This is a genomic window from Streptomyces hundungensis (genome assembly GCF_003627815.1).
GTDB classification, from domain to species: domain Bacteria; phylum Actinomycetota; class Actinomycetes; order Streptomycetales; family Streptomycetaceae; genus Streptomyces; species Streptomyces hundungensis_A.
The window spans coordinates 3,813,499-3,831,581 of sequence record NZ_CP032698.1 but is presented as its reverse complement, the minus strand read 5'-3'; the positions used below and the strand labels follow the sequence as shown (position 1 = coordinate 3,831,581).

The following is an 18,083-nucleotide window of genomic DNA, read 5'->3' as shown; positions in this document are numbered from 1 at the left end:
GGGCCCCCCGCCAGGGCCTCGCGACCCGGCCGCCCCGTCACGGCCTCGCGAGCGCCCCGCGCACCCCCGCCCGCCCCCAAATCCTTGACGCCCGAACCCCACCAGGAGCACTATTCATCACATGGTGAATTATGACCCCGCCCCGCGCGCGGCACCACCTCCACCCCGCCCGACGGCCCCGCCGACCCCGACGGCCCCGCCGCCCAGGCCGCCACCCCCAGCGGAGGCGCAGCCGCCCCCGGCACCCCACCCCACGCCGTGACGGCGACCGCCCTCGCCGCCGTGCGGGCCGGCCGCACCGTCCTGCGCGACCTGGACTTCACCGTCCCGCGCGGCCGCATCACCGGACTCCTCGGCCCCTCCGGCTGCGGAAAGTCGACCCTGATGCGGGCCATCGTGGGTACGCAGGCGAACGTCACCGGCACCCTCACGGTCCTGGGAGCCCCCGCAGGCACCCCCACCCTGCGCGAACGCATCGGCTACGTGACCCAAGCCCCCTCCATCTACCAGGACTTGACGGTACGTCAGAACCTGAACTACTTCGCCGCCGTACTGCACCCCGGCCGACCCCACCGCGAGGCCCGCGCCGAAGCGGTCACCCGGGCCATCACGGACGTCGACCTCACCAGCCACGCCGACCACCTGGCGGGCAGACTCTCCGGCGGTCAACGAAGCCGCGTCTCGCTCGCCGTCGCCCTGCTCGGCACCCCCGAACTGCTCGTCCTTGACGAACCGACCGTCGGCCTCGACCCCGTACTCCGCCGCGACCTCTGGGACCTCTTCCACACCATCGCCGACACCCGCGGCACCACGATCCTGATCTCGTCACACGTCATGGACGAGGCAGAACGCTGCCGACACCTGCTCCTCCTGCGCGAAGGCACCCTCCTCGCCGAGGACACCCCGGACGCCCTCCGCGCCCGTACCCACACCGAAACGGTGGAAGAGGCCTTCCTCCACCTGGTCGCCAGAGCCACCCCATGACGGCCCCCCACACACACCCAGCCCCAACACCCCCAAACACACCCAGCCCCAACACCCCCACACCCAGCCCCAACACCCCCTCACCCAGCCCCAACCCACCCCAAGGCAGCGCCATGACCGCATCCCGCACCCTCGCGACCGCCGCCCGCGTCCTGCGTCAGCTGCGCCACGACCCGCGCACCATCGCGCTGCTCCTGGTCATCCCGTCGCTCATGATCATCCTGCTGCGGTACGTGTTCGACGCCGACCCCGCCGTCTTCAACAGCATCGGCGCCTCCCTGCTCGGCATCTTCCCGCTGATCACGATGTTCCTGGTCTCCTCCATCGCCACCCTGCGCGAACGCACCTCGGGCACCCTGGAACGCCTCCTCGCCATGCCCCTCGGCAAAGGCGACCTGATCGCCGGCTACGCCCTCGCCTTCGGCGCGCTCGCGGTGCTCCAGTCGCTCATCGCGACCGGCATCTCGCTCTGGCTCCTGGACCTGAACGTCGTCGGCTCCCCCTGGCTGCTGCTCCTGGTCGCCCTGCTCGACGCCCTGCTCGGCACGGCCCTCGGCCTGTTCGTCTCGGCCTTCGCCGCCTCGGAGTTCCAGGCCGTCCAGTTCATGCCGGCGGTGATCTTCCCCCAGCTCCTGCTCTGCGGCCTGTTCACCCCGCGCGACACGATGCAGCCGGTCCTGCGCGCCCTCTCGGACGTCCTGCCCATGTCGTACGCGGTCGACGCGATGACCCAGGTCCTCCACCACCCCGAGGCGACCGCCACCTTTGCGCGGGACACCGGCATCGTGGCGACGGTGGCGCTCGTGGTCCTGGCCCTGGGGGCAGCGACCCTGCGCCGCCGAACCCCGTAACCCGGCCCGCCGCACCCAGCGCCCCCACCGGCCCACGCCCCCGTACCGCCCATCGGACGCCCCCTCCGACCGCCCCCGCCCGGTGCGAGGATGACGTCAGCAAGCGCGCCGCACCACCTGGAGGGTGACCTCATGACCCAGACCGTCGCAGTCCTCGGCACCGGCAAGATCGGCGAGGCCCTCCTCAGCGGAATGATCCGGGCCGGCTGGCACCCGGCCAACCTCCTCGTGACGGCCCGCCGCCCGGAACGCGCCGAAGAACTCCGTACCCGATACGGCGTGGACGCGGTCACCAACGCCGAAGCCGCCAAGCGCGCCGACACCCTGATCCTCGCGGTCAAGCCGCAGGACATGGGTGCCCTCCTGGACGAGCTCGCCCCGCACCTCACCGACGACCGCCTGGTGATCAGCGCCGCGGCGGGCATCCCGAGCACCTTCCTCGAAGCCCGCCTCGCGGCCGGCACCCCGGTCGTCCGCGTCATGCCGAACACGCCCGTCCTGGTCGACGAGGGCATGTCCGTCATCAGTGCCGGCAGCCACGCGACCCCGGACCACCTCGCCCACGCGGAGGAGATCTTCGGCGGCGTCGGCAAGACCCTGCGCGTGCCGGAATCGCAGCAGGACGCGGCGACCGCCCTCTCCGGCTCGGGCCCGGCGTACTTCTACTACCTCGTCGAGGCGATGACGGATGCCGGCATCCTGCTCGGCCTGCCGCGCGCCCAGGCGTACGACCTGATCGTGCAGTCCGCGATCGGCGCCGCCGTGATGCTCCGCGACAGCGGCGAGCACCCGGTGAAGCTCCGCGAGGCGGTGATGTCCCCGGCGGGTACGACCATCAGCGCGATCCGCGAGCTGGAGAACCACGGCGTACGGGCCGCCCTCATCGCAGCCCTGGAAGCGGCCCGCGACCGAAGCCGAGAACTGGCCTCCGGCACCAACTGACCCCGACCCCCTGGCCACCCACCCCTACACGTCCGCCCGCCCTGGGCCACCGCGCCTCTCCCCGCACGGCTGCCCAGGCCCGGGCCCATGGACGTGGAGCAACCCGCCGCCACGTACGGCTGCTCGGCTGCCCGCCCGTTCCAGTACGCCCGCGGATTACGTCCTCCCCCCCATATGGCCGTCACCCGGTCCCGGCCTCCTCCCCCCATACGGCCGTCACCTGGTCCCGGCCTCCTCCTCATACGACAGCCGACGGGCTACCGCCGGGGCAGCCACCCCACGGCGACCGCCGCCATCCCGCCGCCGACCAGCGCCAACGCGCCCCCGCCCACCAGGCTCAACACTCCGACGGGGAGCCGCGGCAGCTCGGCGCGGGCGGCCTGGAAGACGCTGCCTTGAACATCGGCGTCGGCGCCCCCGCCGCCGGACCCACCCGGCCCGCCCCGCGAACCACTCGGCCCGTCGGCCAAAGCTCCCGGGCCACCCGGCGCACCTGGCCCATCACCCGGCGCCCCCGGCCCGTCACCCGACCCACCCCCGACGGCGTGCACCGCCCGACCCCGCCCATGGGCCGCCCGAACGTGCCGCAAGTCCTGCGCGAGCCGACACCCATCTCGCAGCTTCGCCTCCAACCGGTCCACCTCGTCCGCCGAGTGGCTGCCCGGACACGCGTGGGCCCGCTGGATCTCGTCCCGGGTCTTCTCATTGACCGCCTCGACGACCCGCAGCCGTATCCGGGCGATCCGTTCGTCCCCATCCATGGCGTACGCGGTCCCAGGGGCAACGGCCATCCCCAGTACGAGGAGCGTCGCGGGGGCCACGGCAATCCGAAGAAGAGACCTCATGGCCGCCACGCTAGGGCGAACCACGCCCCCGCCAGATCGGCCGTTCCGCCAGCCCCGCCTCGGCCGAAAGCACGAGGCCAGGGGCGTACGGCGCCCCTCGGACCGGCCCGCTCCGGGCCGTCGGCCGAGGGTTGACACGCTCTTCCCCGGTACGTAATGTTCTCCGAGTTGTCCGACGTGAGCGCCGACCCCGGTCGGTCCCCGGACAGCCATTCCGCACCAACCACTTCTCATGAACGACACCTCGTCGTCTCATTTTTCGTGCGCTTTTGCGAAATGAGGAATCCGCGTTCGAGGACGCGCCCCGATTGGCGTCGGGGCCCAGGATTCCGCTAATGTCTCACTTGTCGAAACGGCCCAACAGCCGTGAAGACAAGCCGACTTGGCCCCGGGAGACCGGGAATCGGGCCCGAAAGGATCTGATAGAGTCGGAGCCGCCGGAAAGGGGAACCCGATAGGGAGAACCGGAAAGGCGCCGAGGAAATCGGACACGAAAGCGTCTGATAGAGTCGGGAACACGAAATACCGAAGGGAAGCGCCCGGAGGAAAGCCCGAGAGGGTGAGTACGAAGGAAGCGTCCGTTCCTTGAGAACTCAACAGCGTGCCAAAAGTCAACGCCAGATTGACAACCCCGTATCCACTCCGGTGGATCGAGGTTCCTTTGAAAAGTCCTGTCGGTCTTCGTGGTCGGCAGGCGATTACACAGCGAGGACGCTGTGGACGGGCCGCCTTATTCCGGTGGTTCCGTCCCGCTCTTACGTGATGTGTGCACCCGATTACGGGTAAACATTCATGGAGAGTTTGATCCTGGCTCAGGACGAACGCTGGCGGCGTGCTTAACACATGCAAGTCGAACGATGAAGCCCTTCGGGGTGGATTAGTGGCGAACGGGTGAGTAACACGTGGGCAATCTGCCCTTCACTCTGGGACAAGCCCTGGAAACGGGGTCTAATACCGGATAACACTCCTCAGGGCATCTTGAGGGGTTAAAAGCTCCGGCGGTGAAGGATGAGCCCGCGGCCTATCAGCTTGTTGGTGGGGTAATGGCCTACCAAGGCGACGACGGGTAGCCGGCCTGAGAGGGCGACCGGCCACACTGGGACTGAGACACGGCCCAGACTCCTACGGGAGGCAGCAGTGGGGAATATTGCACAATGGGCGAAAGCCTGATGCAGCGACGCCGCGTGAGGGATGACGGCCTTCGGGTTGTAAACCTCTTTCAGCAGGGAAGAAGCGAAAGTGACGGTACCTGCAGAAGAAGCGCCGGCTAACTACGTGCCAGCAGCCGCGGTAATACGTAGGGCGCAAGCGTTGTCCGGAATTATTGGGCGTAAAGAGCTCGTAGGCGGCTTGTCACGTCGGATGTGAAAGCCCGGGGCTTAACCCCGGGTCTGCATTCGATACGGGCTAGCTAGAGTGTGGTAGGGGAGATCGGAATTCCTGGTGTAGCGGTGAAATGCGCAGATATCAGGAGGAACACCGGTGGCGAAGGCGGATCTCTGGGCCATTACTGACGCTGAGGAGCGAAAGCGTGGGGAGCGAACAGGATTAGATACCCTGGTAGTCCACGCCGTAAACGTTGGGAACTAGGTGTTGGCGACATTCCACGTCGTCGGTGCCGCAGCTAACGCATTAAGTTCCCCGCCTGGGGAGTACGGCCGCAAGGCTAAAACTCAAAGGAATTGACGGGGGCCCGCACAAGCAGCGGAGCATGTGGCTTAATTCGACGCAACGCGAAGAACCTTACCAAGGCTTGACATATACCGGAAACGGCTAGAGATAGTCGCCCCCTTGTGGTCGGTATACAGGTGGTGCATGGCTGTCGTCAGCTCGTGTCGTGAGATGTTGGGTTAAGTCCCGCAACGAGCGCAACCCTTGTTCTGTGTTGCCAGCATGCCCTTCGGGGTGATGGGGACTCACAGGAGACTGCCGGGGTCAACTCGGAGGAAGGTGGGGACGACGTCAAGTCATCATGCCCCTTATGTCTTGGGCTGCACACGTGCTACAATGGCCGGTACAAAGAGCTGCGATGCCGCGAGGCGGAGCGAATCTCAAAAAGCCGGTCTCAGTTCGGATTGGGGTCTGCAACTCGACCCCATGAAGTCGGAGTTGCTAGTAATCGCAGATCAGCATTGCTGCGGTGAATACGTTCCCGGGCCTTGTACACACCGCCCGTCACGTCACGAAAGTCGGTAACACCCGAAGCCGGTGGCCCAACCCCTTGTGGGAGGGAGCTGTCGAAGGTGGGACTGGCGATTGGGACGAAGTCGTAACAAGGTAGCCGTACCGGAAGGTGCGGCTGGATCACCTCCTTTCTAAGGAGCACAGCACCGTCTGTAGACACATGTTCTACACGGTCAGCTCATGGGTGGAACGTTGACTATTCGGCACTCCCGGTCAACTCGGGCCGTAAGTACTGCTCTTCGGAGCGTGGAACACGGAACGAGACGATGGGGAGAGCCGGGCACGCTGTTGGGTATCTGAAGGTACGGCCGAAAGGCTTGAGTCCTTCAGTGCCGGCCCCAGTGAACTCGAACCGGTTGGTTCGGGGTGGTGGGTGGCTGGTCGTTGTTTGAGAACTGCACAGTGGACGCGAGCATCTGTGGCCAAGTTTTTAAGGGCGCACGGTGGATGCCTTGGCACCAGGAACCGATGAAGGACGTGGGAGGCCACGATAGTCCCCGGGGAGCCGTCAACCAGGCTTTGATCCGGGGGTTTCCGAATGGGGAAACCCGGCAGTCGTCATGGGCTGTCACCCATACCTGAACACATAGGGTATGTGGAGGGAACGAGGGGAAGTGAAACATCTCAGTACCCTCAGGAAGAGAAAACAACCGTGATTCCGGGAGTAGTGGCGAGCGAAACCGGATGAGGCCAAACCGTATGCGTGTGATACCCGGCAGGGGTTGCGCATGCGGGGTTGTGGGATCTCTCTTTCACAGTCTGCCGGCTGTGAGGCGAGTCAGAAACCGTTGGTGTAGGCGAAGGACATGCGAAAGGTCCGGCGTAGAGGGTAAGACCCCCGTAGCTGAAACATCAACGGCTCGTTTGAGAGACACCCAAGTAGCACGGGGCCCGAGAAATCCCGTGTGAATCTGGCGGGACCACCCGCTAAGCCTAAATATTCCCTGGTGACCGATAGCGGATAGTACCGTGAGGGAATGGTGAAAAGTACCGCGGGAGCGGAGTGAAATAGTACCTGAAACCGTGTGCCTACAAGCCGTGGGAGCGTCGCTGTATGTGCTTGCACATATAGTCGTGACTGCGTGCCTTTTGAAGAATGAGCCTGCGAGTTAGCGGTGTGTAGCGAGGTTAACCCGTGTGGGGAAGCCGTAGCGAAAGCGAGTCCGAACAGGGCGATTGAGTTGCACGCTCTAGACCCGAAGCGGAGTGATCTAGCCATGGGCAGGTTGAAGCGGCTGTAAGAGGTCGTGGAGGACCGAACCCACCAGGGTTGAAAACCTGGGGGATGACCTGTGGTTAGGGGTGAAAGGCCAATCAAACTCCGTGATAGCTGGTTCTCCCCGAAATGCATTTAGGTGCAGCGTCGTGTGTTTCTTGCCGGAGGTAGAGCACTGGATAGGCGATGGGCCCTACCGGGTTACTGACCTTAGCCAAACTCCGAATGCCGGTAAGTGAGAGCGCGGCAGTGAGACTGTGGGGGATAAGCTCCATGGTCGAGAGGGAAACAGCCCAGAGCATCGACTAAGGCCCCTAAGCGTACGCTAAGTGGGAAAGGATGTGGAGTCGCAGAGACAACCAGGAGGTTGGCTTAGAAGCAGCCACCCTTGAAAGAGTGCGTAATAGCTCACTGGTCAAGTGATTCCGCGCCGACAATGTAGCGGGGCTCAAGCGTACCGCCGAAGTCGTGTCATTCCAGCACATACCCCCAACGGGGGCTGGGATGGGTAGGGGAGCGTCGTGTGCCGGGTGAAGCCGCAGCGGAAGCTAGTGGTGGACGGTTCACGAGTGAGAATGCAGGCATGAGTAGCGATACACACGTGAGAAACGTGTGCGCCGATTGACTAAGGGTTCCTGGGTCAAGCTGATCTGCCCAGGGTAAGTCGGGACCTAAGGCGAGGCCGACAGGCGTAGTCGATGGACAACCGGTTGATATTCCGGTACCCGCTTTGAAACGCCCAATATCGAGCCCATTAATGCTAAGGCCGTGAAGCCGCCCTGATCTCTTCGGAGTTGAGGGGAGTGGTGGAGCCGCTGACCCAAGGTGGTAGTAGGTAAGCGATGGGGTGACGCAGGAAGGTAGTCCAGCCCGGGCGGTGGTTGTCCCGGGGTAAGGGTGTAGGACGTTGTCTAGGCAAATCCGGACAACACATAGTCTGAGACCTGATGCCGAGCCGATTGTGGTGAAGTGGATGATCCTATGCTGTCGAGAAAAGCCTCTAGCGAGTTTCATGGCGGCCCGTACCCTAAACCGACTCAGGTGGTCAGGTAGAGAATACCGAGGCGTTCGGGTGAACTATGGTTAAGGAACTCGGCAAAATGCCCCCGTAACTTCGGGAGAAGGGGGGCCATCACCGGTGATAGCACTTGCTGCTTGAGCTGGGGGTGGCCGCAGAGACCAGCGAGAAGCGACTGTTTACTAAAAACACAGGTCCGTGCGAAGCCGTAAGGCGATGTATACGGACTGACGCCTGCCCGGTGCTGGAACGTTAAGGGGACCGGTTAGTCACATTTCGGTGTGGCGAAGCTGAGAACTTAAGCGCCAGTAAACGGCGGTGGTAACTATAACCATCCTAAGGTAGCGAAATTCCTTGTCGGGTAAGTTCCGACCTGCACGAATGGCGTAACGACTTCTCGACTGTCTCAACCATAGGCCCGGTGAAATTGCACTACGAGTAAAGATGCTCGTTTCGCGCAGCAGGACGGAAAGACCCCGGGACCTTTACTACAGTTTGATATTGGTGTTCGGTTCGGCTTGTGTAGGATAGGTGGGAGACTTTGAAGCGGCCACGCCAGTGGTTGTGGAGTCGTCGTTGAAATACCACTCTGGTCGTGCTGGATGTCTAACCTCGGTCCGTGATCCGGATCAGGGACAGTGTCTGATGGGTAGTTTAACTGGGGCGGTTGCCTCCTAAAGAGTAACGGAGGCGCCCAAAGGTTCCCTCAGCCTGGTTGGCAATCAGGTGTTGAGTGTAAGTGCACAAGGGAGCTTGACTGTGAGACCGACGGGTCGAGCAGGGACGAAAGTCGGGACTAGTGATCCGGCGGTGGCTTGTGGAAGCGCCGTCGCTCAACGGATAAAAGGTACCCCGGGGATAACAGGCTGATCTTCCCCAAGAGTCCATATCGACGGGATGGTTTGGCACCTCGATGTCGGCTCGTCGCATCCTGGGGCTGGAGTCGGTCCCAAGGGTTGGGCTGTTCGCCCATTAAAGCGGTACGCGAGCTGGGTTTAGAACGTCGTGAGACAGTTCGGTCCCTATCCGCTGCGCGCGCAGGAACATTGAGAAGGGCTGTCCCTAGTACGAGAGGACCGGGACGGACGAACCTCTGGTGTGCCAGTTGTCCTGCCAAGGGCATGGCTGGTTGGCTACGTTCGGAAAGGATAACCGCTGAAAGCATCTAAGCGGGAAGCCTGCTTCGAGATGAGTGTTCCCACCTCCTTGAGAGGGTAAGGCTCCCAGTAGACGACTGGGTTGATAGGCCAGATGTGGAAGCCCGGTAACGGGTGGAGCTGACTGGTACTAATAGGCCGAGGGCTTGTCCTCAGTTGCTCGCGTCCACTGTGTTTGTTCTGAAGCAATGAACTCCCGCATGCCCTGATGGGGTGTGTGCCGGTTGAGTTCAACTTCATAGTGTTTCGGTGGTCATAGCGTTAGGGAAACGCCCGGTTACATTCCGAACCCGGAAGCTAAGCCTTTCAGCGCCGATGGTACTTCAGGGGGGACCCTGTGGGAGAGTAGGACGCCGCCGAACAAATTTTGGGGAAAGCCCCGCACCAGACCCTCCAGGGTCCCGGTGCGGGGCTTTTCTGCGTTTAAGGTCGAGTCATGCGCTATGACCTCATCATCTTCGACAACGACGGCGTGCTCGTCGACAGCGAGCCCATCTCGAACACCATCCTGTCCGGGTACCTCACGGAGCTCGGCCACGCCACCTCGTACGAGGATTCCCTGCGTGACTACATGGGGGCCGCCGTCCACCGCGTACACGACCTCATCGAGGAGCGGACCGGGCGGAAGCTGCCGGCGGACTTCGACGAGACGCTGCACGCGCGGATCTTCGCCGCGTTCGAGCGGGAGCTCCAGCCCGTCCCGGGAGTCACCGACGTCCTGGGCAAGCTCGTCGCCGAAGGGGTGCCGTACTGCGTGGCGTCGTCGGGGACGCACGAGCGGATCAGAGTGGGGCACCGGCGCACCGGGCTCGACGAGTGGTTCGAGGAGGAGTGGGTGTTCTCCGCGGAGGACGTCGGGCGGGGCAAGCCGGCGCCGGACCTGTTCCTGCGTGCGGCCGAACGCATGGGGGTCGCGCCCGAACGGTGTGTCGTCATCGAGGACAGCCGGCTCGGGATCGAGGCCGCGCGGGCCGCGGGCATGGACGTGTACGCCTTCACGGCGATGACGCCCGCCGACCGCCTCGAGGGCGCCAACGGGCACTTCGGGGACATGGGACAGCTGCTCGGATTGCTCGCGTGATCTCTCTACCCAGGAGTAAGTAACGGCCCTAGGCTGTGCCGCCATGACAGACCCACGCCTGCGGCACGGCAAGGCGTCCCTGGCGGTGAGCTTCTTCGCGCAGGGCATGGCCTTCGCCCTCCTGGTGACCCGGATCCCCGCGATCCAGGACCGGTACGGGATATCCGACGGTCTGCTCCCCGCCTTCCTCGCGGCCGTGCCGATCCTCGCGGGGGTCGGCAGCGTCTGCACCGAGCACCTGGTCAAGCGGGTCCGGCCCAGCGCGGTGCTGCGGTTCGCGCAGCCCGCCGTGCTGCTCGCGCTGCTCGGAGCCGGGGCCGGTGACCGGATGTGGCAGGCCGCGCTGTCGCTCGGCGCGTTCGGGCTCGCGGTGGGCGCGCTCGACGCCTCCATGAACATGCTGGGGGTCAGCCTCCAGCGGACGTACGGGCGCAGCATCATGCTCGGGTTCCACGCCTCGTACAGTCTCGGCGGGATCGGTGGCGCCTCGCTGGCCTGGGCGGGGGCGCACTGGCAGCTTTCGCTGCTGGTGTCGTATCTGCCGGTCGTGGGCGTGCTGCTGCCGGTGTGTCTGATCGCGAGCCGTTGGTACGCGGACGGGGAGCCGGGCGTCGTCGAGGTCGTGGACGGGGGCGACGCGACGGTCAAGCCGCTCGTCTTCCGGCTGCTGCTGCCGCTCTGTCTCGTGATGAGCTTCGCGTACATCGGGGACTCGACCGTCTCCAACTGGAGTGCCAAGTACCTCCAGGACACGCTGGGCAGTTCCGAGCAGCTGTCGACCGTTCCGTACAACGTCTACATGGTGACGACGCTGCTCGGGCGGGCGGCGGGGGACTTCGGGGTGCGGCGGTTCGGGGCGGTGGCGGTGGTGCGGGTGGGGACGGTGCTGGCGGCGCTCGGGTTCGCCGTGGTCGCGGTCGCGCCGGGGCCCTGGGTGGGGATGGCCGGATTCACGCTGCTCGGGTTCGGGCTGTGTGTGATCGTGCCGCAGACGTTCGCGGCGGCGGGGCGGCTGTTCCCGGGGGCCAGCGACGCGGCGGTGGCCCGGCTCAACATCTTCAATTACGTGGGTTTCCTCGTCGGCTCGCCGCTCGTCGGGGCGCTCGGGGACGCCTGGAGCTACCGGGGCGCGATGCTGGTGCCGATGGTCCTGGTGCTGTTGACGCTGGTGTACGCCCGCTCGTTCGGCTCCGAGGGCGCCCGATACGGTGGCGGGCATGAACGGCCGCGCACTGTTGATGTGGGATGAAGCTGTCACGCGCTACGACTTCGGGTCGAGCCATCCGATGGACCCGGTGCGCCTCGCGCTGACCATGGGTCTGGTGCGGGCGTACGGGCTCGATCGGCAGGTGGACGTCGTCGCCGCGCCGCCGGCCGGGGATTCGACGCTGCGGCTGGTGCACCGGCAGGACTATGTGGACGCGGTACGGGCCGCGTCGGCGGACCCGCGTGCGGCCGACGCCTCGTACGGGCTCGGGACGATGGACGATCCCGCTTTTGCCGGGATGCACGAGGCCTCCGCGCTGATCGCGGGCCAGTCGGTCGCGGCGGCCGAGGCGGTGTGGGCGGGGGAGGCCGCGCACGCGGTGAACTTCGCGGGCGGGCTGCACCACGCGATGCCGGGCGGGGCGGCCGGGTTCTGCGTCTACAACGACGCCGCCCTCGCGATCGCGCGGCTGTTGGAGCTGGGGGTCGAGCGGGTCGCGTACGTGGACGTCGACGTGCACCACGGGGACGGGGTGCAGGCGGCGTTCTGGGAGGATCCCCGGGTCCTGACGATCTCGCTGCACGAGCATCCCCGGACGCTGTTCCCCGGGACGGGGTGGCCCGAGGAGACCGGGGCGGACGGGCCCGGCGAGGGCTGTGCGGTCAATCTCGCGCTGCCGGCGGGGACGGGGGACGAGGGGTGGGTGCGGGCGTTCCACGCGGTGGTGCCGGAGCTCATCGCCGATTTTCGGCCACAGGTGCTGGTCACCCAGCATGGGGCCGATACGCACTTCGAGGATCCGCTGGCCCATCTGGCCGTGTCGCTCGACGCGCAGCGGGCGGTGCAGGAGGCCTGTCACTCGTTGGCGCACGAGTACGTGCCGGGGGCGAAGTGGGTCGCGCTCGGGGGTGGGGGGTATGCGGTGGTGGATGTCGTGCCGCGGTCCTGGACGCATCTGGTGGGGATCGCGGGGCATGCGCCCGTCGCTCCCGAGTCGGTGATTCCTTCGTCCTGGCGGGATGAAGTGTTCGCGCGTACGCGGGAGTTGGGGCCGGGGCGGATGACGGATGGGCGGGGGGTTTCCTGGCGGGCGTGGGATGCGGGGTATGACCCTGCGGATCGGCTTGATCAGGCGGTGTTGGCTACGCGGCGGGCGGTGTTTCCGTTGCGGGGGTTGTTGGCCTAGCGGGTTTTCCCCACCCCGCCGCCCGCCCCCTGGGGCTCCGCCCCAGACCCCGTATCGCGCCTGAAGGGCGCTCGTCCTCAATCGCCGGACGGGCTGAGATGCTGGCCAGCACCGACCCGCTAGGGGCGCGGGGAACTGCGCGACCAGCCACGCACGGTCCGCAGACGAAAACGGGTTTTCAGGGGCGCGGGGAACTGCGCAAAAAAGGGGGGCGGGGGCCGCGCCCCCGTTACGCCAACTGTGGGGTTGGGGGAGGAAATTGGGGTGGGGGCGGGGTGGTTGCGGGAGCATCGTCGGGTGTTGAGCATCGCGGCGCTCCGGGCGCACCTTCTGGCGGCCAGGCTGGCCGGGCCGGTGGCCACGTCGCGGGAGGAGAGTCTGCGCAGCTACCGGCTGTTCGCCGCCCGCGACCCCCGCGTCATGATCGGGCTCGACCCCGAACACGGCTGGGGCGAACGGGACTTGCTGCGCCTGATGGCGGACAAGTGCGGGGTGAGCGACGACCCGGGCCATGTGAGCGGGCCCGATGTCATCGACCCCGAGCGGACGTTGGCGGGGCTCGACGCCTTCGCGGTGCGGCTCGGCGAGGTGGCCGCGCGCCGTGGCGCGGTGCTGCTCGGGACCGGGCATCCGCACCGTCTGCTCGGCTTCTACGCCGCTCTGGCGGACGCTTTGTCGGCAGCGGGATGCCCTGTTATCACCCCCGCGCAGGGCAGCTCTGTCGACATAACGACCCGGTTCGGGGTACGTACGTACAACCTTGACTACGTACGGGGAGTCGCGTTGGTGCGGGAACCCGGCGCGCGGGGTGCCGGGAGCGAGACCGGCGCGCACTCCCATTCCCCGCTGCCGGTTCGGGTCGCCCTGGGGGCCGCGGCGGGGGCCTCTGGGCAGGTTCCCGAGTTGGTGATCGGGGACCACGGATGGGTCTGCGGAGCAGGTCAGCTGGGTATCGAGGCGGTTGGTCTGGCCGATACGGACGACCCCGCGCTGTTCGTCGGTGAGGCCGAGGGGCGGGTGGCCGTGGCCGTTCCGCTTGATGACGCCGTGCGGTCCGATTACTACCGGCCGCTTACTCGCTATGTACTCAATCGGGCGTGTCTGTCACAGTAGGCGGCCGATGGGGGCTCCTCTTCCCCACTCGCACCACCCGCCCCTACTCTGGGGAGTGAGCGCACAGCGACGTTGAGTCACCGGAGGGGAAGCCGGTGCGCGTTGGGTGCGGAAGGTACAGGTGGGTCATGACTGCTGGGAGTGACAGGCCTCTCAATGAGGTCAAGTTCCTGACCGTGGCGGAAGTCGCCTCGGTGATGCGAGTGTCCAAGATGACCGTGTACCGCTTGGTGCACAGCGGCCATCTGCCGGCGATCCGGGTGGGCAGGTCCTTCCGGGTCCCGGAGCAAGCAGTTCACGAGTATCTCCGCGAGTCCTTCGTGGGGGTGGAGACGGCCTGAGGGAGCACCACGCTCCCCTCGGATTACGTCCCTCACTCGGCGGCAGGTAGGCTAGGCCGACGTAGGTCGTGTGGGCCCAGACGCCCCGCACCGAGTGAGAAGAAGTGAGCGAGGGTAGTCGTGGGCTCTGTTATCAAGAAGCGGCGCAAGCGGATGGCCAAGAAGAAGCACCGCAAGCTGCTCAAGCGCACGCGCGTTCAGCGTCGCAACAAGAAGTAAGCGAGCGCTGTTCGTGAGATCGCAGCCCTCCCACCGCATCGTCGGTGGGAGGGCTGTGGCGTACCCGGACGCGGTTTCTCGTACCCGGACACGGTTTCTCGGCCATGCGGGCGCCGGGGGCCGTCACCGCGTGACATCCAGCCGCTACGGTGGCGCAGAGGGCGTAGGGACGTACCGAAGGCCGAAGGAAGGCGCTGATCTTGGGGAAGGTCGTGCTCGTCACCGGAGTGGCCCGGCAGCTCGGAGGCCGTCTCGTACGGCGGATCCAGTGTGATCCCGAGGTCGACCGGGTGATCGGGGTCGATGTCGTCGCTCCGGGCCATCAGCTCGGTGGCGCCGATTTCGTACAGGCGGACATCCGCCAGCCGGCGATCGCGAAGGTGCTCGCGGAACACGGTGTGGACACCGTGGTGCACATGGACGTGACGGGGACACCGCTGGGCTCGGGCGGTGGGCGCACCTCGGTCAAGGAGACCAACGTCATCGGCACGATGCAGCTGCTCGGCGCCTGTCAGAAGTCGCCGACGGTCAAGAGGCTCGTCGTGAAGTCGAGTACGAGCGTGTACGGGTCCGCGCCGCGCGACCCCGCGGTGTTCACCGAGACGACCCCGCCCAAGTCGCTGCCCAGCGGCGGCTTCGCGAAGGACGCCGTCGAGGTCGAGGGGTATGTGCGCGGCTTCGCCCGGCGCCGGCCGGACGTCGCGGTCTGTGTGCTCCGGTTCGCCAACATCCTGGGGCCGAGCGCCGACTCGCCGCTCGCCGAGTACTTCTCGCTGCCGGTCCTCCCGACGGTGCTCGGCTACGACCCGCGGCTCCAGTTCGTCCACGAGGACGATGTGATCGACGTGCTGCGGATCGCCTCGGGCGAGCCCCGGCGCTCCACGCTCAACAGCGGGACCTTCAACGTGGCGGGGGAGGGCGTGCTGCTCCTGTCGCAGTGTTCACGGCGGCTCGGGCGGCCCACGGTGCCGGTGTTGCTGCCGGCCGTGCGCTGGGTGGGCAGCGCGCTCAGGACGGTGGGGGTGACCGACTTCTCGCCCGAGCAGATTCGTTTGCTCACCCACGGCAGGGTGGTCAGCACCGTCCAGATGCGCGAGACACTGGGCTTTGAACCCAAGTACACGACGGCCGAGACGTTCGCGGACTTCGCCCGCAGCCGGGGGCCGGGGCTGCTGCCGCCGGACACGCTGGCCAGGGCCGTGGACCGGGTGGCGGGGCTGCCGTTCGCGTCCTTCCCCGGCGGGGCACCCGCCGGGGCCGCCGCCCCCACGCCCACCCCCTCGAACGCGGAATGAGGAGCGCACCAACGATGGCGGACGCCAAGGTCATCCCGTTCGACGACGACCGCTCGCGCCAGAGCGCGCAGCGCACCGGTCGCAGGCGCTCGGTTCCGGGCCGCCGCAAGGCCGAGCCCGGGCCGCCGCCGCTGCCGGCGCCCTCCTCCCCGGTCAGTGCCCTCCCGGGCGCGCAGGGGGCCGCGGAGCGGGCTTCCGGGGCCGACGCCGCGCCCGGCCAGGAGCAGCGCGGCAGTTGGGACCGCCGGATCGCGGGCGGCCTGTCGTTCCTGCGGCGGCGGATCACCGGCGAGTACGACGTCGACGAGTTCGGCTACGACAAGGAGCTCACCGACCAGGTCCTGATGTCGGTGCTGCGGCCGGTCTTCGACAAGTACTTCCGGGTGGAGGTGAAGGGCGTCGAGAACATTCCCGCCGAGGGCGGGGCGCTGGTCGTCGCCAACCACTCAGGGACGCTGCCGCTGGACGGGCTGATGATGCAGGTCGCCGTCCACGACCACCACCCGGCGGGGCGCCATCTGCGGCTGCTCGCGGCCGACCTGGTGTTCATGCTGCCGGTCGTCAACGAGCTGGCCCGCAAGGCCGGGCACACGCTGGCCTGTTCCGAGGACGCCCAGGCGCTCCTGGAGCGGGGCGAGGTCGTGGGGGTGATGCCCGAGGGGTTCAAGGGCATCGGCAAGCCGTTCGGCGAGCGGTACAAGTTGCAGCGCTTCGGGCGGGGCGGCTTCGTGTCGACCGCGCTGAGGGCGGGCACGCCCATCGTGCCGTGCTCGATCGTGGGGGCCGAGGAGATCTACCCGATGATCGGGAACGCCAAGACGCTGGCCCGGCTGCTCGGCTTTCCGTACTTCCCGATCACGCCGACGTTCCCCTGGCTGGGGCCGGCCGGTCTGGTGCCGCTGCCGACGAAGTGGACGATCCAGTTCGGCGAGCCGATCCCGACGGACGGCTATCCGCCGGAGGCGGCCGAGGACCCGATGCTGATGTTCAACCTCACCGACCAGGTGCGGGAGCAGATCCAGCACACGCTGTACAAGCTGCTGGTGCAGCGGCGGTCCGTGTTCTTCTGAGGTGTCCGCACGCGCACGGGAGGGGCCGGGGATCTTCTTCCCGGCCCCTCCCGCGTTCGCGTATGTCTCCTACTCCGGGTTCTCCGGATGGATGTTCAGGTCCGGCAGCAGACCCGGCAGGAGCGGGGGCAGCGTGACGTCCGGGACGGGCGGTTTGGGGGGCTTGGCGGGCGGGGCCGGGGTGGCGCTGCCCGTGCCCGGCTCGAACAGGCCGCCGGTGTTGCCGCCCAACAGGCCCTCGCCGGAAGGGGAGCCGGAGCCGGACGGCTGTTGCGGCTTTCCGCTCTGGCCGGGGGTGGTGTGGCCGGAGCCGGTGGACGAGGACGGCGCGGACGGGCGGGTCGCGCCCGAGGTGCCGCCGGGGTGCGAGGTGCCTTGACGGGTGTGCGTCTTGGACGACGTCTTGGGCAGCAGCGACTGGAGCGGCTTGACCTCTTGGTCTATGGCGGCGAAGACCGAGCTCACCTGGTTGCCGACGTCGGTCAGCTGGGGAGGCAGCTTGCCGCGGAGTTTGCTCCAGCTCTCGCGGTGGGCCTCGGAGAAGGAGTTCAGGGCCGCGATCGGTTCGAGTGAGCCGTCCCGGGCGTAGGCCTGGTGCAGGAGACGGTGGGCCTCGGAGGCGTCGTGCTCCATGCCGCTGAGGGCGCGGCGGACCTCGCCGAGCTGCTCGTGGTCGAGGTCGCCCGCGCGGCCTCTTTCCATCAGACGTCTCGCCTCCGAGAGCCGGGTCGAGGCCTGATCGAGGTAGAGCACTCCTCGGCTGGCGTCGTCGTCGGCCATGGTGAGCTTGAGGTCCTCCATGCCCCGCTTCAGCCCGTACAGGGAATCACCGGGCAGGGCGTCGGAACTGGCAGCGGCCACGCCGCTGAACGCTCCCGCGGCCACACCGATGCTCAGTCCGCCCGCCGCGATGCCCTTGGACCAGCGGGAGCGGGGTCGCAATTTCCGGAGCGACGTCGCCCGATGGGCGCCGCGGCCGGTCCGCTGCTCGGGCACCTGAGGGTCGGCGGCAGCGCCGCCGGCGAACATCCGCTCCATCTCGGCCATGAGCAGCGTGCGCTGCTCGACCTTGACCTGCGGGTCCATTTCCGGTTTCGGCAGTTCGCCGAGCCCACCCGCCAGGGTCAACAGCCTGCCGGTCTCGGCCTGTTCGGCCGGCCCGGTCTCGGGTGTCTCCTGGTCGGCCGCCGAGGCTTCTTCCAGGGCCTGGGCGAAGGCGTTCGCCCGCCGGTGCGCCGATACGTTCGCGATCACTGGCGGCACCTCCTCTCATCATCACGGTCGACTCCCCAAGGGGCCTGGAAGGTTGCACGCCTTGAGCACATCCACACGATCGAGTGAGCGGCCATGGACATGGCGTGACCACAGGGAGCC

At 66.9% G+C, this 18,083-nt stretch carries 13 protein-coding genes and 3 rRNA genes; 14 read left to right on the top strand and 2 right to left on the bottom strand.

The features are described 5' to 3' along the window. The first annotated feature begins 258 nt into the window (after positions 1-258). The 3 genes from DWB77_RS17015 (at position 259) to proC (ending at position 2,777) form a co-directional block, all read left to right on the top strand. On the top strand, positions 259-984 hold the full coding sequence (locus DWB77_RS17015; RefSeq protein ID WP_120722072.1) for an ABC transporter ATP-binding protein: 726 nt from the start codon (positions 259-261) through the stop codon (positions 982-984). 113 nt (positions 985-1,097) lie between these two features. Then, positions 1,098-1,835 (top strand): ABC transporter permease, encoded by a 738-nt coding sequence (locus DWB77_RS17010; RefSeq protein WP_246033546.1) that lies wholly within the window; start codon positions 1,098-1,100, stop codon positions 1,833-1,835. Positions 1,836-1,967: 132 nt separating this feature from the next. After that, positions 1,968-2,777, top strand: a complete 810-nt coding sequence (proC, locus tag DWB77_RS17005) for a pyrroline-5-carboxylate reductase (protein ID WP_120722070.1) — start codon at positions 1,968-1,970, stop codon at positions 2,775-2,777. A 257-nt stretch (positions 2,778-3,034) separates the two neighbouring features. Here proC and DWB77_RS38440 read toward each other — a convergent pair whose 3' ends face one another. Then, complete coding sequence (locus DWB77_RS38440; protein ID WP_216826855.1) at positions 3,035-3,622, bottom strand: hypothetical protein; 588 nt, start codon at positions 3,620-3,622, stop codon at positions 3,035-3,037. A gap of 789 nt (positions 3,623-4,411) precedes the next feature. Here DWB77_RS38440 and DWB77_RS16990 point away from each other — a divergent pair. The 11 genes from DWB77_RS16990 to DWB77_RS16940 all read left to right on the top strand — a co-directional run bounded on the left by DWB77_RS16990 (position 4,412) and on the right by DWB77_RS16940 (position 16,709). Further along, positions 4,412-5,937, top strand: a 16S ribosomal RNA gene (locus tag DWB77_RS16990). Positions 5,938-6,226: 289 nt separating this feature from the next. Beyond that, positions 6,227-9,351, top strand: a 23S ribosomal RNA gene (locus DWB77_RS16985). Positions 9,352-9,442: 91 nt separating this feature from the next. Then, a 5S ribosomal RNA gene (gene rrf / locus DWB77_RS16980) occupies positions 9,443-9,559 on the top strand. The 16S, 23S and 5S rRNA genes sit together here, the layout of an rRNA operon. 74 nt (positions 9,560-9,633) lie before the next feature. Next, entirely contained in the window at positions 9,634-10,278 is a 645-nt protein-coding gene (locus DWB77_RS16975) for an HAD family hydrolase (RefSeq protein ID WP_120722069.1), read from the top strand. A 43-nt stretch (positions 10,279-10,321) separates the two neighbouring features. Beyond that, complete coding sequence (locus DWB77_RS16970; RefSeq protein ID WP_120722068.1) at positions 10,322-11,527, top strand: MFS transporter; 1,206 nt, start codon at positions 10,322-10,324, stop codon at positions 11,525-11,527. Then, positions 11,496-12,671 carry an acetoin utilization protein AcuC gene (locus DWB77_RS16965; RefSeq protein WP_174248563.1) on the top strand — a complete coding sequence of 392 codons (1,176 nt, stop codon included), beginning with the start codon at positions 11,496-11,498 and terminating at the stop codon, positions 12,669-12,671. The genes DWB77_RS16970 and DWB77_RS16965 overlap by 32 nt, the downstream gene beginning before the upstream one ends. 297 nt (positions 12,672-12,968) lie before the next feature. Then, positions 12,969-13,784 (top strand): phosphatase, encoded by an 816-nt coding sequence (locus DWB77_RS16960; protein ID WP_120727879.1) that lies wholly within the window; start codon positions 12,969-12,971, stop codon positions 13,782-13,784. 128 nt (positions 13,785-13,912) lie between these two features. Continuing rightward, positions 13,913-14,125 carry a helix-turn-helix domain-containing protein gene (locus DWB77_RS16955; protein WP_162952545.1) on the top strand — a complete coding sequence of 71 codons (213 nt, stop codon included), beginning with the start codon at positions 13,913-13,915 and terminating at the stop codon, positions 14,123-14,125. Positions 14,126-14,245: 120 nt separating this feature from the next. Next, a complete protein-coding gene (locus tag DWB77_RS16950) occupies positions 14,246-14,344 on the top strand; it encodes a 30S ribosomal protein bS22 (RefSeq protein WP_003948845.1) in 99 nt (32 codons plus the stop codon). Between the two features lie 200 nt (positions 14,345-14,544). Continuing rightward, positions 14,545-15,639 (top strand): NAD-dependent epimerase/dehydratase family protein, encoded by a 1,095-nt coding sequence (locus DWB77_RS16945; protein ID WP_120722065.1) that lies wholly within the window; start codon positions 14,545-14,547, stop codon positions 15,637-15,639. Between the two features lie 14 nt (positions 15,640-15,653). Then, entirely contained in the window at positions 15,654-16,709 is a 1,056-nt protein-coding gene (locus DWB77_RS16940) for a lysophospholipid acyltransferase family protein (protein ID WP_120722064.1), read from the top strand. 69 nt (positions 16,710-16,778) lie between these two features. Here DWB77_RS16940 and DWB77_RS16935 read toward each other — a convergent pair whose 3' ends face one another. Continuing rightward, on the bottom strand, positions 16,779-17,963 hold the full coding sequence (locus DWB77_RS16935; RefSeq protein ID WP_120722063.1) for a DUF5667 domain-containing protein: 1,185 nt from the start codon (positions 17,961-17,963) through the stop codon (positions 16,779-16,781). Between the last annotated feature and the right edge of the window lie 120 nt (positions 17,964-18,083).